Below are 14008 nucleotides of genomic sequence, written 5' to 3' on the forward strand. Positions count from 1 at the left end.
GAGGATTGGCCGTTGCATGACGGAAACGCGGCAATGCTATTTCCTGAAGACCAGCAGTTTGCTTCCCGTGTAATTGATTATCGTGCCTGCGAGGATCCCGATCAGGGCCGTGAATATGTAATACCTTCTGAAAAAACCGACATGGTTGTAGAGCGATAACGAGATGATAAGGTTTATCGACAATCCCGCCAGGCAGATGGCTATGAATTCCAGGTATTGCATGATTGAGTTGGACGGTTTTGTCCTGCTGAATGTTATGAACTTATTAAGTATATAGTTCGAAGTCACGGCAAAGATAAAACCGAGAACCAGGGACGTCGAATAGGGCAGCGATAATACCTTGTATGCCAGGTACACGGTAAAGAGGTTAACCGGTATCCCCGAAGCTCCGATCAGGGAAAACTGGACGAACTGGACTATGACCTCATACCGGTATGTATAGAGCCTGAACAGGTGGGCTATGTACAACAGCTGCTCTTTCAGGGATAGCTTGCTTTCCCCGTGAAGCCGCTTCTGGAACTGGATCGGTATCTCCATGATGTTCCGGGGATCGGTCTTGACCAGAAGCTCAAGGCCAATCTTGAACCCCAGCGGGTTGAGCCGGTCGCCGGCGGACGCCAGCAGGTGTTTCGGGAACGCGAAAAAGCCGGACATCGGGTCCCTCACCGCCGCCAGGGGCCGCGCGAGCATGCGCGATACCCAGGCGTTCAGCTTCCTGAACCAGTTGAAGTGCGGGATGCTCCCGCCCGGCACGAACCTGCTGCCGATCACGAATTCCGATTTCCCCTCCATGATGGGCTTGATCAATTCCGATATCTTTCCGGGGGGGTGGCTCAGGTCCGCGTCCATCACGACGCAGATGTTTCCCCGCGCCAGGGAAAAGCCCAATATGACCGCGGAGGAGAGGCCCTTTTCGTTGATCCTGACGTGAAGGTCGACGGGATACGCCCTTGACAGCCCCTTGACGACCCTGTCGATGCCGTCCCGTGAGTCGTCGTCGACAATGATTATCTCGTAGTTGATTTTCTCTCCGGTAAGCACACCGTTGATCTGTTGCGTCAGCTCCGGTATGTTTTCGGCCTCATGGTACGTTGGCACGATGATTGAGACGAGCGGTTTGTTCTTCATAGCAGCCTCCAAGCAGCGAATATTTCTTTTTATATATGTGTGATGGATCCTCTCGATAAGCGGAACGCTCTTTAAATCCGCTTGTAGATGTCGAATCCGTCAATGGTTTCAGCCAGCCTGTAGTGGTCCTTGATGTACGACCTCATTTCGGCGGCCCTCATCTCAATATAGTTATCCCTGAATATATGCGAGAGCATGGCGTCTTTCTTCGTGTTGAAGCCGTCAGTATCGTCGACGATGAGAGCCGGCTTTTCATTCATCAGCTGCTTCAGGAAAATATCCCACGCCGTTATGTCTTTTCTGGAGATGCGGGAATAATAGTAATAGCGGCAGAGAAACTCGGCCGGATAGACCATTGACGTGGCCATGGTCCTGCCCGAGTAGATATAGATCGGGGTAACGTTTACCCATACGTATATTTTGTCACGGTCCGATGTGTTCTTCTGAATGTACTCGACCACGCCCTTGTACTGTTTAATGCTCTCATGGATCGTGGGACGCTGTGTGTTCATGTGAATGGCCATGAAATAGAACGGAGACGTCGCGAGGAACAGCACCATCAGGACCTTCACCATGGCCGCCAGCTCTTTGCTGACGGTGAAGCTTTCAACGTGGCGGTACAGGGCATGGAAGCCCTGGGCGGTGAGGAGGCAGAGGGGTATGTACATCATGTAGAAATAGCGAAGACCGGGCTTGCCCCCGGTAAAGAACGCCAGGTACTCCATGAGAAGCATCATCATCAGGAAAATGAACACTTCGCTATTTTGATTCCATTGGAACATGCGGGTAATTCTTCCCGCCTTCGACGCAATACGCGAGAGAAAGGGAGCCTTGTTCTCACCTGATGCCGGTTCTTCCGGTGTCGCTCTTTCAGAGCGGATTCCCCGCCATTGGACAATCACCTGGCAGACGGCAAAGAAAACCATCGGCATCAGGCCCGCGAAAAACAGCAGTATCATCAATGCCGATATAAATTTCATGTTCAGCCGGAGGACTCCGAGATAATGCTTCACTATCGTCGATTGCCAGAACGTATAATAATCATAGACGCCGGAGAAGTAGTAGTATGTGGGAACCGCCGCCGCCAGCAGCACGAAGGGAACCGACAGGGCCAGGACCATTTTGACGGATTCTTTTTTAATGCCGTGCTTGTACAGTATGAATAATCCGTAAACAGCCATGATGATGCCGAATCGCGTGTTATAGAGGGTGGCCAGGGATTGGAAAATGCTGCAGAGGATGATGTCGATCGTCTTGGGAGAAAGATCCCTCTTAACAAAGAAATAGAGGCTGATCACGCTCATCAGTGTGGCATACATTTCAGTTCTTCCGCCCAGCACTTCAGATCCCTGGGAGCAGATGCTGTAGGCCGCGAACAGGAGGCCTGAAATCATGCCTATGGCTGGGCCGCCCAGGCTGTTGCCGACGAAGTATAGGCCAAGGGCCGTTAAAAATATGACGGCGATGGTAATGGCCTTGGAAAGATAGAGGTAGCCCTCGTATGATTTTCCAGAAAGGTTGTATATGAGGGCGCAGGTATAATAGATTAATGGCGGCTTGTTATCCCCGAAATCCCTGTATAAGCTGTCACCGGCCAGGATTGACTGGCCCCCTGTGGCGAATATCAGCTCGTCGATATTCCATGCCGCGACCCTGAATTCGATACTGTGGAACAGTATGGTGGCAAACAATAACGATATAAAGAAAATTCCTTTATGAAGCTTCTTGTTCGAATCCATGGCAATAACGGCTCTTAAAACGTATTGATTAACCATATGGTTTAACCAAAAGGTTAAACCATATGGTTAAAGTAGCCCGCTGAATAATACTGTCAAGAAAAAATTGGGAGATTAGCTTGGATTATATAACATTCGGGAAAAAATGGAAGCACAAAACTAAACTATTGTTCATAAAATACCGCAGAATCCCCAAGAGATGTTTTTATCTTGATTAATGAGGATGAGCGTGATGCATTGTCGTCCATAATTTCCTGATCTGAATTGACAATGGCGGTAACACAATTAAAATAGGACCTCGCCGAGAACACCCTGGCGCGGCATTCATACCTTTCCGGGCTGGCCGGCATGGTCCTGGTGCTGGCTTTCGGTTTCTTCGCCGCTGTCACCAATGCCCTGGATGACGGCTGGTGGCTCTTCTCTTCACAGCTCACCCATGGCTCTCACGAGGGGATACTCCTGGTCCTTGGTTTCTGCGCCCTTGTCATGTTCGCCATTGAAATGGCGATACGATATAAAAAGGAAGGCCATGTAATCGCGGTTTCACCCAAGATCAGAAACAGGCGCTTCGGGGCATTTATCATCGAATGCGCCGTCAACTATGCCCTTGATCTGGCGATCCTGGCCGGGGCCCTGTTTTTTTTCAATTTCGCCAATGAATACGGTGTCGCGAGTCGGAACCCTTACTACAGGCCGTTCTTTGTGCTTCTGAATATTGCGTGGGACCTTTATCTGCTATGGGGATTCCCCTACATTGTGCTGACCCGCTCGCTGCAGCATGATCCTGAAGCTGACCGGCGGGAGCCGGCCTATCTTCTCCTTAAAGCCCTCGTCAGGATTTTTGGCAGGCTCCATCTTCTTGATCTGCTGAAAAAGCCTGATCTCTTCGATATCAGGAGCGACGGGAATGCCGACACCTTCGGCCCCGGCGATAAGAAAATACTCCTCGCGCTGCTCGTGAAGATGTTTTTTGTTCCGCTGATGACCGTCTTTTTTACTGACCAGTTCACCCACCTGGTGGGCAACTGGCGCTACATTGTCGCAGTCCTGGCCGGCATCAAGGAAAATATCCGCTTCGGCATCATGGACTTTTACAACGTGGCGTTCACCGTTATATTCTCCATAGATGTGGGTCTCGCCTGGTGCGGATACACGCTATCCACGCGGTGGCTCAGGAACACCTGCCTCTCGGTGGAGCCGACGCTCCTCGGGTGGATGGCGGCCGTGCTCTGCTATCCGCCCTTTCAGCATTTCCTGGGTATTTACTTCACCATACCCTCGGAAAAGGGCTTTCTCACCATGCCTCACCCCTGGGCGGTGGCGCTCTTCGCCTTGCTTTCCATCATGAGCTACGTCGTGTACATGTCGGCCACGGTGGTGTTCGGGCTCCGCTTTTCGAACCTTACGCACCGCGGCATCATCAGGACCGGCGCCTATGCCGTCATCCGCCACCCTGCCTACGCGGCAAAGAACTTCTCCTGGTGGTGCGTGATGATGCCCTATGTCATTTATCAGGCCGTAAGCCAGAACGCCCCGGCTGTCCTGGTCCAGGTCCTGGGCCTGGCTGGCATGACCGGGCTTTACTACCTGCGGGCCGTCACCGAGGAGCGGCACCTCTCCATTGACCCGGCGTACCGGGAATATTGCAAAGAGGTGCCCTACCGATTCATACCGGGGATATTGTAAAGGTCTGTGGGATTTTTTATTGCACTTTTTGACCCTGCTGTAGATATAAATATGATGCTTAAATATACATACAAATCACCGCTATTCATATAACCATTGGGGGAAATCCATGAAGAGGATAGGTCTATATAGCTCAATGTACTATTTATACATTGGCATCGCAATAATGGCTCTAATGGTCACTGCCGGATGCTATGATAATAACCAGAACAAGAAAAAGACCATGGCAGGGCTCACGGCGGCCCAGGTGTTGAGCAGGTACAGCTCGTCGGGCGGTGCCAGCGCCGGTGTCGGCGACACCATAGCGGATTACCGCGTGGCAAAGGAGAGCGTCTTGCGGAGCATTCCCCAGACCGCCATTGACGCAGCTAAAAACAATCTGAAATATATTATTTTCACACATCCCATGGAAGCAGGGTAATCACCGGCATGACCGGTCTATTAAGTTATAAGAGCGGGGATAGTGCGAAATTTTCTTTCACGTCGGGTGGTACGCCTGTTAGCGGTTCCCTTTATTTCCAGGAAGCCGGCTATGATCTGAGCGCGCAGGAAACGACATGGGATGCCAGCGTTCGAACCTATCTTAATGCCCATCCAGAAATCAATGTGGTCATGGGTTCCTGGTGTGACCCGGCCGGCCATAACCACCAATCATACATTGATAGAATGGAGACGCTGATAACCGAGTATCCCGCTGTCACCTTCGTATTCATGACTGGTCATCCCAACGGTGACGGGGAAAGCGTCGGTACAACATCGGCCTATCACTGCCATACGCTCATTACCGAGCATTGCCAGATCAACAACCGCTACTGTATTGACTACTGGTCCATTGAAACGCACGACATGAATGATAACTATTATGCCACCGCCAATGATGACGGCATAGCAGGCTCTGTCTCATTTTATTATGATTGGATGACTTCCCACGATGAAGGCACTGATTATTATGGTTGCAGCTGCGCCCATACAACGAACCAGAGAATCACCTGCAACCGCATCGCCTATGCCGCGTGGTGGATCTGGGCCAGGGTCGCGGGTTGGAGTGGGAGTTAGTCCCTTACTTCTTATCCTCCCAGTCCCAGAAGAAATCCTTGTTGGTGAGCTCTTTTTCTTCAGGCTTGTCTTCCGCCCTCTGCATGGCCTGGGGAAGGTCATTTGTATTGTTATAGAAATAATCGAGCTGGTCCTCCAGGTCCCTGGTCTCGGCTTCCCAGTAATCGACGGTGCCGAAATGGGGGAAGGCCGCGGGAAAGGCCGGGTCGTCCCAGCGCTGGGCGATCCAGGCGGCGTAGCGGATATACCGGAGCGACCGGAGCGGCTCCACCATGCGTAGCCAGGAGCCGTCGAAATCCCTGAACTGCCGGTACGCTTCAAGGAATACCTCCCGCTGCCTCAGGCCCTCGCTGTCCCGGGCCGGAACGAGCATCCACAGGTCCTGGACGGCCGGCCCGGTCAGGAAATCATCAAAATCCAGGAAAAACCAGCCCTCCGTACCATGGAGCAGGTTGCCCAGGTGGCAGTCGCCGTGTATTCGGTGGAACGGAACATCCTTGCGGAGCGTCTCGTAAATCTCAACGACCTCCATTACGGCATTGCGGTACCGGTCCTTGCAGTGGGGCGGCAGGAAATCATGCTTTTCCAGGAAGGCGAGGGGCTGCAGGCCGTAGGTCTCGCCGGTGAGCTCGATGCGGTGGGGCGCCTTCTTTGCTGCGCCGTTATTGTGGATGCGGGCACAGAGCCGTCCCAGTATCTGCAGCTCCGTGTCCGAGAGCTCATCCGGGACCCTGCCGCCGGTGCGGGGCCACACGGCGTAGAGGATACCCTCGATTTCATGGAGGGTATCTCCGCCCGGGAGCGGGAGAGGGGCGCAGACCGGGATCTCATCGTCCCTGAGGTCGAAGAGGAACCGGTGCTCTTCAAGGATCTGGTCGCGGCTCCACCTGCCGGGGCGGTAAAACTTGGCCACCGCGTGGGAGCCGTCTTCGAGCCTGAGGTCATAGACCCGGTTCTCGTAGCTGTTCAGTGCTAGGCAGTGCCCCGTGGGGTCAAAGCCGCTCTGTTCAAGGGCCTTGATCACGATATCAGGTGTTAAATTAAAGAAGAAATTGCTTGTCTCTGCCATGAATCCCTGCCGGTCTTTGGTAAATTAGAATCTCATGTCGGCCCTGAATGCCTCGATGAACTTGCCCCGGAGCGCCTTCGCCTCGCCTGTCAGCTTCTCGTTGGACATGGCCTTCTTGCTCCAGACCCTGAGGGCATACTTCATAAAGTAATTGTCCATGAACTCGCTCAGGGCCCTGAATCTCAAAATTACATTGTTTGCGTTGCCGGTGTCCCATTCGAAGGAGACTATGGAACCGCTACCGCCGTTGGCCTTCACCATGACGCGGGAAAGGTCGTAAATCAGCTGTTCCATGTTGCTTGGAATGAACATGTTTATCATCCAGGGCGGGATGATGTGGTAGTAGCTGCCGGATATGCGGGTCTTCGAAACATCTTCAAGCTTCATGGTCCATGATCCCCGGGCCGGCTCGTCCCTGTACCTGAAGCTCACCACCATGGTGTCGGTGGTGAAGGAGAGGCCGTGGACGTCATGGACCATCTCGACCACCGCCTTGTAGGAGTAGTCCTTGAGGGATGTCAATGAAATCTCCTCGGTGAAAACGGGGTTGCCTGTATCATCAATGGGGATAAGCCTGCCGCGCCTGGTGCACAGGGTAAGGCTGAGGGCGTCTTCGCGGCTGTCGAAAACGACGGTCATGACCGTGCGGTTGCCGCTGTTCCTGACAACCATGGTGATGCGGTAAAACCCCCTGACGTTCTCCAGGGATTTGCCCAGCTCGGGGAAATCTTCCTTGATATTCGCGATGCAGTACCCGTACCTGAAGGCAAGGCGCGTGTAGGGCTTATTATCGTGGCTCCGAACATCGAGGAAGGACCGTATCACCGAGTAGCGGTTAAAAAGCCCTGAAACCCTGGGGAAGGAGCGGTTGAATTCATTGATCACCCTGCGGGAAATCCCCTCAATCTCCGGATAGAGGGGGCTTTCCGGAGCTTTAAGGTTCCGGATGTTGTCCGGATCGATCACTTTCAGCAGGCCCTCGACGAAGAGCATGACATTGCGGTGGGAGTAGCTTTTTGTCGCTGTCGATGATTCGACTGAAACGATAAAGGACCTTGCGCCGGCGACAGAGGCGTCGTTTTTTTTCAGCCCGTACTCCGTTGAATAATCCCAGGCATGGGATAAGGCGCAGCGGCCGTCCTTTCGCGTCATTATGCCTTCATGATATTTGTCGCCGGCGGTGCATCCCTGGTATCTGAGGGCCCTGAAACCGCCGCCGTTGTCGGTGAAGTACCTGCTTTCATACAGCTTCATGAAATCGAATTGCTCCATCACCGACCGGAGGTACTTCATGAACTCGTCGGTTTCCGGATCGGAGACATGGCGCACCGAAGTCCTGTCCAGGAGCCGCGAGATCTCCCTGGCCGCGTCCATGCCCTTCCTGTCCGGGGAGATATCTTTCAGGACATCGCCGAAGTTATAGGGCGCGATGTTCATCCATACCGTGAGAGCGAGCGTTACAAGGCCAGTCATATCCTGATTCCTGGAGTATAATACTCTGTTAAGTCAATTCATTGAGTTGATCATATATAATTCACGGTGTATTAAAATCAATAGAAAAAATAGTATGATTCAATTCTCACGTCCAATAAATCATCAGAGGCGAAAAATGCCTGCTTAGTGCGAAGTGGAATTGAATAACATGTAGAAAATCATCTCTCAAACGAGCAAAACATGGTGCGCTGATCAGGATGATCGAGTGCAGAGCCGCGACAGGATGTCGCAATAAGGCTCTGCTTTTGCGTGAAGCGAGGATGGTTCACGATGAACCTTCCGCAGCAAAACAACAGACATCATTTGCTAACAAACAAACAAAGCAATAAGCAGGCATGTTTCGCCTCTAAATAATACTTTCTGCTCATTTCCATATACATAGCAATTGACAAAATTATTATAATCATTAAAGGTGAGTAATAGACAAAATTATATCTGAGTGTCTAAAACTCGGATAAGCATATAAAGGGACGCGTGATGTCACACCAATCCGGATCATTGATCTCCATATTCCTTGCCCTCGGCGCAAATCTATTGATCGCCCTGTCGAAATTCATAGCGGCGATGGTGACCGGCTCCGGCGCAATGCTCGCCGAGGCGGTGCATTCCTCTGCGGACTGCGCCAACCAGGGCCTGCTCCTGTACGGGATAAAAAGGTCCAGGAAGCCGGCCAACCCCGAGCATCCCCTCGGGTACGGCATGGCGGTTTATTTCTGGTCCTTCATCGTGGCGATAATCCTCTTCTCCCTCGGGGGCCTTTTCTCTGTTTACGAGGGCATCAAGAAGATGAACGCTCCGGAGCAGCTGGAGAACCCGGCGGTGGCCCTGGTGATTCTCGGCATCAGCATTGTCCTTGAATCGATTTCCCTGGCCGGCTGCCTGAGACAGGTGAATAAAACAAGGGGGGGTCAGAGCCTCCTCCGGTGGTTCAGGACGAGCCGCCAGAGCGAGCTCCTGGTGGTCTTCGGCGAGGACCTGGCCGCCCTCCTGGGTCTGACCGTGGCTTTTGTGTCGATACTGCTTACCCTTTTCACGGCCGACCCGTTCTATGACGCCCTGGGGAGCGTCATCATCGGCGTCATTCTCGTAAGCGTCGCTGTCAGCGTCGGCAACGAGGTCAAGAACCTCCTGATCGGCCAGAGCACCAGCGAGGCGACCCGCAGGGAGATCCATGATTTCCTCTGTTCCAGGGAGGAGATACGGCAGGTGCTGAACATCATCACCCTGCAGATGGGACCGGACATCATGGTGGCGGTCAAGGCGGAGATGAAGGAATGCCCGAGCTGCGCCCTTCAGACCGAGGCCATCAATGCCTGCGAAGCCGCGCTGAAGGAAAAGTTCCCCGCCATACGGTGGTCCTTTTTTGAGCCGGATGTACGGTGATTGAAATGCAGGCTGGACGACGATCAAAGTGCTTCCTTGGCGCATAACAAAAATATCATATCCTTTCATAAAGAAAGAGAATTTTTGTAGACATGCGGTTCCGCCCGTGGTGATTCATTCCAGATGATATATCAATGCATCTGTGAAAAAAACGCGATAACGGCATGGCCCGGAGAGGGGCCGCGCCATCATGCGCCACCGGGAGAGGGTTATGAGCATCCTGTCATGGGAAAAGAATGAATCGGTCGCGGTCATCAAGATGTCCAACGGGGAAAACCGGATGAACCAGGTTTTTACGGACACCATGATCGCAATCATGGATGAAATAGCTGCGGATACCTCGATATCGTCGGTCATGATCCTTTCGGGAGACGGCAAGTTCTGGTCCACCGGCCTGGACGTGCAGTGGGCCCTGGGCCTGGCCCAGGCCGGCAACATGGCGGCGATACGCACCTTCATGGAATCCATCAATGAGATGTTCAAAAAGATACTTCTTTTCCCGATGCCGGTCATAGCCGTCATCAACGGCCACGCCTTCGGCGCCGGAGCCATATTCTCCTGCGTATGCGACTTCCGCTTCATGAAGGCGGACCGGGGCTATTTCTGTTTTCCCGAGGTCGATATAGGCATACCCTTCCTGCCCAGCGAGATCGCCTTTATCACCAGGTACGTGCCGCACCGCCTTTTTCAGGAGATGGTCTTTTCCGGCAAGCGGTACGGCGCCGCGGACCTGGAGGGCCACGGGATCATCGAGAAGGCCTGCGCCGATGAGGCCGACCTGATGGCCCGGTCCCTGGCTTTCGCGAAGTCCTACAAGAAAAAGCGGGGGATCTTCGGCGAGATGAAGCGGCGCCTCAACAACCGCATCATCGAGATCATGGACAACGAGGACGCGAAATACGTAAACACCGGAACCATGCTTATTCTGGACTGATGGGCATGAGCTTTATCCTTCGCCATGCGGGTCGTTTCTCGCAGAGGCACAGAGACGCAGAGTAAATTGATATTTGATTAATGGAAACAGCAATTTTAACGAGAAAGAAAATATACCTGAAAGATTAACTAACCAAATATCTCTGCGCCTCTGCGCCTCCGCGAGATATCTTTTGAAGTCGCTGCTTGCAGGATCGGCGTTTGGTCGGGATAGCACCCCGCTCCTAAACAGGGAATCAGAATGGAAAAAGTTAACTTATATGCTTGACAAAAAATGCCGCAGCGGCGACTACACTTTATCGTTTTTATTATGACATTTATTAATTGATGAGGAATCGAAGAGACCATGAAAATTGACGATTGCCAGACATGCAAGAACCATATATCGTACCAGAACGGCTACGTCCTCTGTAATTACTGGAAGATGCAGGAGCAGAGGGTGACGGGCAAGAGGGAAGGCGGCGTTACTTATATTGTCGCCTGTCCCCGCGAGGAATAGCGTGGCGATGCGCGTAAGGAGGATGTTTCATGGCCTGCGATAACGTACAGAAGAACATGTCCTTTTGCAACTGTTCCTATGAGCCGTGCAGCAGGAAGGGCAAGTGCTGCGAGTGCGTTCAGTACCACCGCAGGTCCAACGAACTCCCGGCCTGCTTTTTCCCTGACGATATAGAAAAGACCTATGACAGGTCCGTCAGGAAATTCATCCAGTGCCAGAAATAATCCGGCGCGCCGCTTTACGCGGGGCCCCGCGGATAGTATATTTATAGTAAATAAAAAGGGGGATCCTGAGGCATCCCCTTTGATATATACATACCAACCCGGGAGGTGCCTACTATGCTGACTACCTTCATACTGCTCTTCGCTTTAACGGCTTTCTTCATAATAATCGGAAGGATCATTGCGGGTAAAAAGGGCATGGTTATCGCCTTCATCCTTGCCCTCGTGATGAATTTCGCCACCTACTGGTTCTCCGACTCGCTGATCCTGTCGGCCTATAGCGCCCAGCCGGTGCCGGCGGGCCACCGCCTCGAGAGGATAACCCATGAGCTGGCCAGGAAGGCCAACCTGCCGCTGCCCAAGGCCTATATCCTTCCCTCAAGGTCGCCCAACGCATTCGCCACGGGGCGCAACCCGGAGCACGCGGCGGTCGCCGCGACGCAGGGTATCCTCGACATGATGAATGACGATGAGCTGGCCGCGGTCATGGCCCACGAGATGGGCCACGTGAAGAATTACGACATCCTCACCGGCTCGGTCGCGGCGTCCATATCCGGGGCCGTGATGATCCTTTCCCGCATGGCCCTGTTCTTCGGCGGGAACAACAGGGCAAGCTTCGGCAAGCGCCTGGCGGTATCGATCCTCGCCCCGGTGGCGGCCACGATCATAACCATGGCTATCTCCCGGGAGCGCGAGTACAAGGCGGACGAGTTTTCGGCTAAGCTGACGGGGCACCCCGAGTTTCTGGCGAGCGCCCTTCTTAATCTCGAGAAAGGGGTGAAGAGGGCCCCCATGGCGGACCACAGCCCGCAGACGGCCCACATGTTCATCGTGCATCCTTTTTCGGGGATGAGCATCGGAGAGGTATTTTCAACCCATCCCCCCGTTAAGAAGCGTGTCGAGCGGCTGATGGAGCTGAAAAAAGATATGAAATAGAAGGGGACCTGCCTTGGAAGGATTCGCACCGGTTATCGGCCGCTGCCGCGATGCGCGGCTCTCGTTCTACCGCTGGCGCGTCGGCGCGGCCGCGGCGTCCAAGATCACGCTCTCGCTGGCGATGGCCTGTCTCACCGGCCTCATGGCGCAGATAATCGTGTACCTCCCCTGGACGCCTGTGCCGGTCACCGGCCAGACCCTGGCGGTGCTTGTCGCCGCGATGGTCCTCGGCAGGTGGGGCGCCCTGAGCCAGGTCCTGTACCTCGTGATAGGCCTGGCCGGCGTGCCCTGGTTCGCAGGCTCAGGCGGCGGTCCGGCGGTCCTCGCCGGTCCCACCTTCGGGTATCTCCTGGGATTCGTTGTCTCCGCCTATCTGGTTGGGGCCATCCTGGACCGTTATGAGGGAATGCGGAGGCTCCTTCCTCTCTTTATCATCATGGCAGCGGCTAATTTCATTGTTATCCTCGGACTGGGGACCCTGTACCTGTACCTGTGGCTTGGAGCGGTCAGGGGAGCGGCCCCCGGATTGTACGAGCTCCTCACCATGGGAGCCATTCCCTTTCTTCCCGGAGCGGCGGTTAAGACGGTCCTCGCCGCCTTCATCGGCACGGCCATCATGCCGAAAGAGCGGATCCCTTCCCGAACATTGTAATTATAATCTATGTATTGCATTGACATTTCGAACCCCGTCAGCCAGGGAGAGAAATCCTGAATTATATAAAATATAATGATTTCTCCTCATCCCGAAATGCCGGGATTCGTCGAAATGACAAAGCAGGGGCGTGTAAATTATAATCTCTTGTAGGATTTGTTGCGGTACATCATTTCATCGGCCCGGGCGATCAGCTCGTCTATTTCGGTGGGATAGGCGGGATCGTATCTTGCGATTCCCCAGCTCATTGAAATAATGTAGCGGTGCTCCGCGGCTTCGTTGTAGCCGTCGATGCTGGCGATGATCCTCTGCTCGATGGATTGGATCTCGTCGCATTCGGCGTTGATCATCAGCACTATGAACTCGTCGCCTCCCCATCGTGCGATGATATCGGAGGTGCGGAATATCTTTCTCAATATGGCGGCGGCCGATATCAGGGTATTGTCCCCTTCGAAATGCCCGTAGGCGTCGTTGATATGCTTCATGTGGTCGAGATCGAAAAAGCAGAGGAGCATGCTCTTGCCGGTCCTCTTCGCTATCTCAACCTGCTGGCGGGCGAGCTGGTTGAATCCGCGCCTGTTGTAAAGGCCGGTAAGCTCGTCCACGAGGGATATCTCGTGGAGCTTTTTCTCCATCGTCCTGCTTTTTTTGAGCTCTTCGCCGAGCTTGACGTTGTTATCCACCAGGACCTGCTCGAAGTTGTGCCTCTGGCGGGCCAGGTCGATGAGAATGCCCAGCTCCATGCTGCGGAAAGGCTTCAGGAGGTAGCCGTAGGGAATCTGCGTCGTGGCGCGCTCCACCGTCTTGTCGTCGGTGCAGGTCGTGAGGAAGATAATCGGTATCTTGTATTTGTTTTTTATCTTTTCCGCCGCTTCGATACCGTCGGATTTGCCCTTCAGGAGAATGTCCATGATGACAACGTCGGGCTTCAATTCCTCAATGGCCTTGATGGATTCTTCAGACGTGGCCACTATCCTGGTTACGGTGTAGCCGTATTGCTGGAGGGTCATGCTGATGTCAAAGGCTATGAGGGCCTCATCCTCAACGATGAGTACTTTGCAATCTTGTTTATTTTTCATTACTAAGTATCCGGGACCATCTGGTTGGACGCTTAAAATAAACAATGTTCACAAGTTTTGTTTTGTCAATGAAAAAATTAATAGGCTTGTTGTAAAATTGCTTATATTCATTGATAGTTGCTCCAGACGCCTTCTG

At 53.3% G+C, this 14008-nt stretch carries 14 protein-coding genes; 9 read left to right on the top strand and 5 right to left on the bottom strand.

Annotated features, from left to right (window positions below):
- Positions 1 to 36: 36 nt before the first annotated feature.
- Both KA369_06485 and KA369_06490 read right to left on the bottom strand, forming a co-directional pair.
- Positions 37 to 1128 (bottom strand): glycosyltransferase family 2 protein, encoded by a 1092-nt coding sequence (locus KA369_06485; protein ID MBP7735605.1) that lies wholly within the window; start codon positions 1126 to 1128, stop codon positions 37 to 39.
- 71 nt (positions 1129 to 1199) lie between these two features.
- Positions 1200 to 2867 (bottom strand): hypothetical protein, encoded by a 1668-nt coding sequence (locus KA369_06490; protein MBP7735606.1) that lies wholly within the window; start codon positions 2865 to 2867, stop codon positions 1200 to 1202.
- A 345-nt stretch (positions 2868 to 3212) separates the two neighbouring features.
- Here KA369_06490 and KA369_06495 point away from each other — a divergent pair, with 345 nt between their 5' ends.
- From KA369_06495 to KA369_06505, 3 genes are all read left to right on the top strand, one after another.
- Positions 3213 to 4550 (top strand): hypothetical protein, encoded by a 1338-nt coding sequence (locus KA369_06495; protein MBP7735607.1) that lies wholly within the window; start codon positions 3213 to 3215, stop codon positions 4548 to 4550.
- Positions 4551 to 4716: 166 nt separating this feature from the next.
- Positions 4717 to 4971 (top strand): hypothetical protein, encoded by a 255-nt coding sequence (locus KA369_06500; protein MBP7735608.1) that lies wholly within the window; start codon positions 4717 to 4719, stop codon positions 4969 to 4971.
- Positions 4972 to 5216: 245 nt separating this feature from the next.
- Complete coding sequence (locus tag KA369_06505) at positions 5217 to 5606, top strand: hypothetical protein (GenBank protein ID MBP7735609.1); 390 nt, start codon at positions 5217 to 5219, stop codon at positions 5604 to 5606.
- Positions 5607 to 5610: 4 nt separating this feature from the next.
- Here the strand turns inward: KA369_06505 and KA369_06510 are convergent, their stop codons facing one another.
- Positions 5611 to 6675, bottom strand: a complete 1065-nt coding sequence (locus tag KA369_06510; GenBank protein ID MBP7735610.1) for a serine/threonine protein kinase — start codon at positions 6673 to 6675, stop codon at positions 5611 to 5613.
- Positions 6676 to 6699: 24 nt separating this feature from the next.
- Positions 6700 to 8148, bottom strand: a complete 1449-nt coding sequence (locus KA369_06515) for a hypothetical protein (protein ID MBP7735611.1) — start codon at positions 8146 to 8148, stop codon at positions 6700 to 6702.
- Positions 8149 to 8646: 498 nt separating this feature from the next.
- Here KA369_06515 and KA369_06520 point away from each other — a divergent pair, with 498 nt between their 5' ends.
- The 6 genes from KA369_06520 (at position 8647) to KA369_06545 (ending at position 12793) form a co-directional block, all read left to right on the top strand.
- Positions 8647 to 9552 carry a cation transporter gene (locus KA369_06520; GenBank protein MBP7735612.1) on the top strand — a complete coding sequence of 302 codons (906 nt, stop codon included), beginning with the start codon at positions 8647 to 8649 and terminating at the stop codon, positions 9550 to 9552.
- A gap of 211 nt (positions 9553 to 9763) precedes the next feature.
- The gene (locus KA369_06525) at positions 9764 to 10486 is read left to right on the top strand and encodes an enoyl-CoA hydratase/isomerase family protein (GenBank protein ID MBP7735613.1); all 723 of its coding nucleotides are present in this window, start codon (positions 9764 to 9766) and stop codon (positions 10484 to 10486) included.
- A 345-nt stretch (positions 10487 to 10831) separates the two neighbouring features.
- Positions 10832 to 10984 (top strand): hypothetical protein, encoded by a 153-nt coding sequence (locus tag KA369_06530; protein MBP7735614.1) that lies wholly within the window; start codon positions 10832 to 10834, stop codon positions 10982 to 10984.
- A gap of 29 nt (positions 10985 to 11013) precedes the next feature.
- Positions 11014 to 11208, top strand: a complete 195-nt coding sequence (locus KA369_06535) for a hypothetical protein (protein MBP7735615.1) — start codon at positions 11014 to 11016, stop codon at positions 11206 to 11208.
- A gap of 114 nt (positions 11209 to 11322) precedes the next feature.
- Positions 11323 to 12141 carry a zinc metalloprotease HtpX gene (locus KA369_06540; protein MBP7735616.1) on the top strand — a complete coding sequence of 273 codons (819 nt, stop codon included), beginning with the start codon at positions 11323 to 11325 and terminating at the stop codon, positions 12139 to 12141.
- A gap of 121 nt (positions 12142 to 12262) precedes the next feature.
- The gene (locus KA369_06545) at positions 12263 to 12793 is read left to right on the top strand and encodes a biotin transporter BioY (GenBank protein ID MBP7735617.1); all 531 of its coding nucleotides are present in this window, start codon (positions 12263 to 12265) and stop codon (positions 12791 to 12793) included.
- Between the two features lie 137 nt (positions 12794 to 12930).
- On the opposite strand, the gene KA369_06550 is transcribed toward KA369_06545, so the two are convergent.
- On the bottom strand, positions 12931 to 13872 hold the full coding sequence (locus KA369_06550; protein ID MBP7735618.1) for a diguanylate cyclase: 942 nt from the start codon (positions 13870 to 13872) through the stop codon (positions 12931 to 12933).
- Positions 13873 to 14008 lie beyond the last annotated feature (136 nt).

This window comes from Spirochaetota bacterium (genome assembly GCA_017999915.1).
GTDB lineage: Bacteria > Spirochaetota > UBA4802 > UBA4802 > UBA5550 > RBG-16-49-21.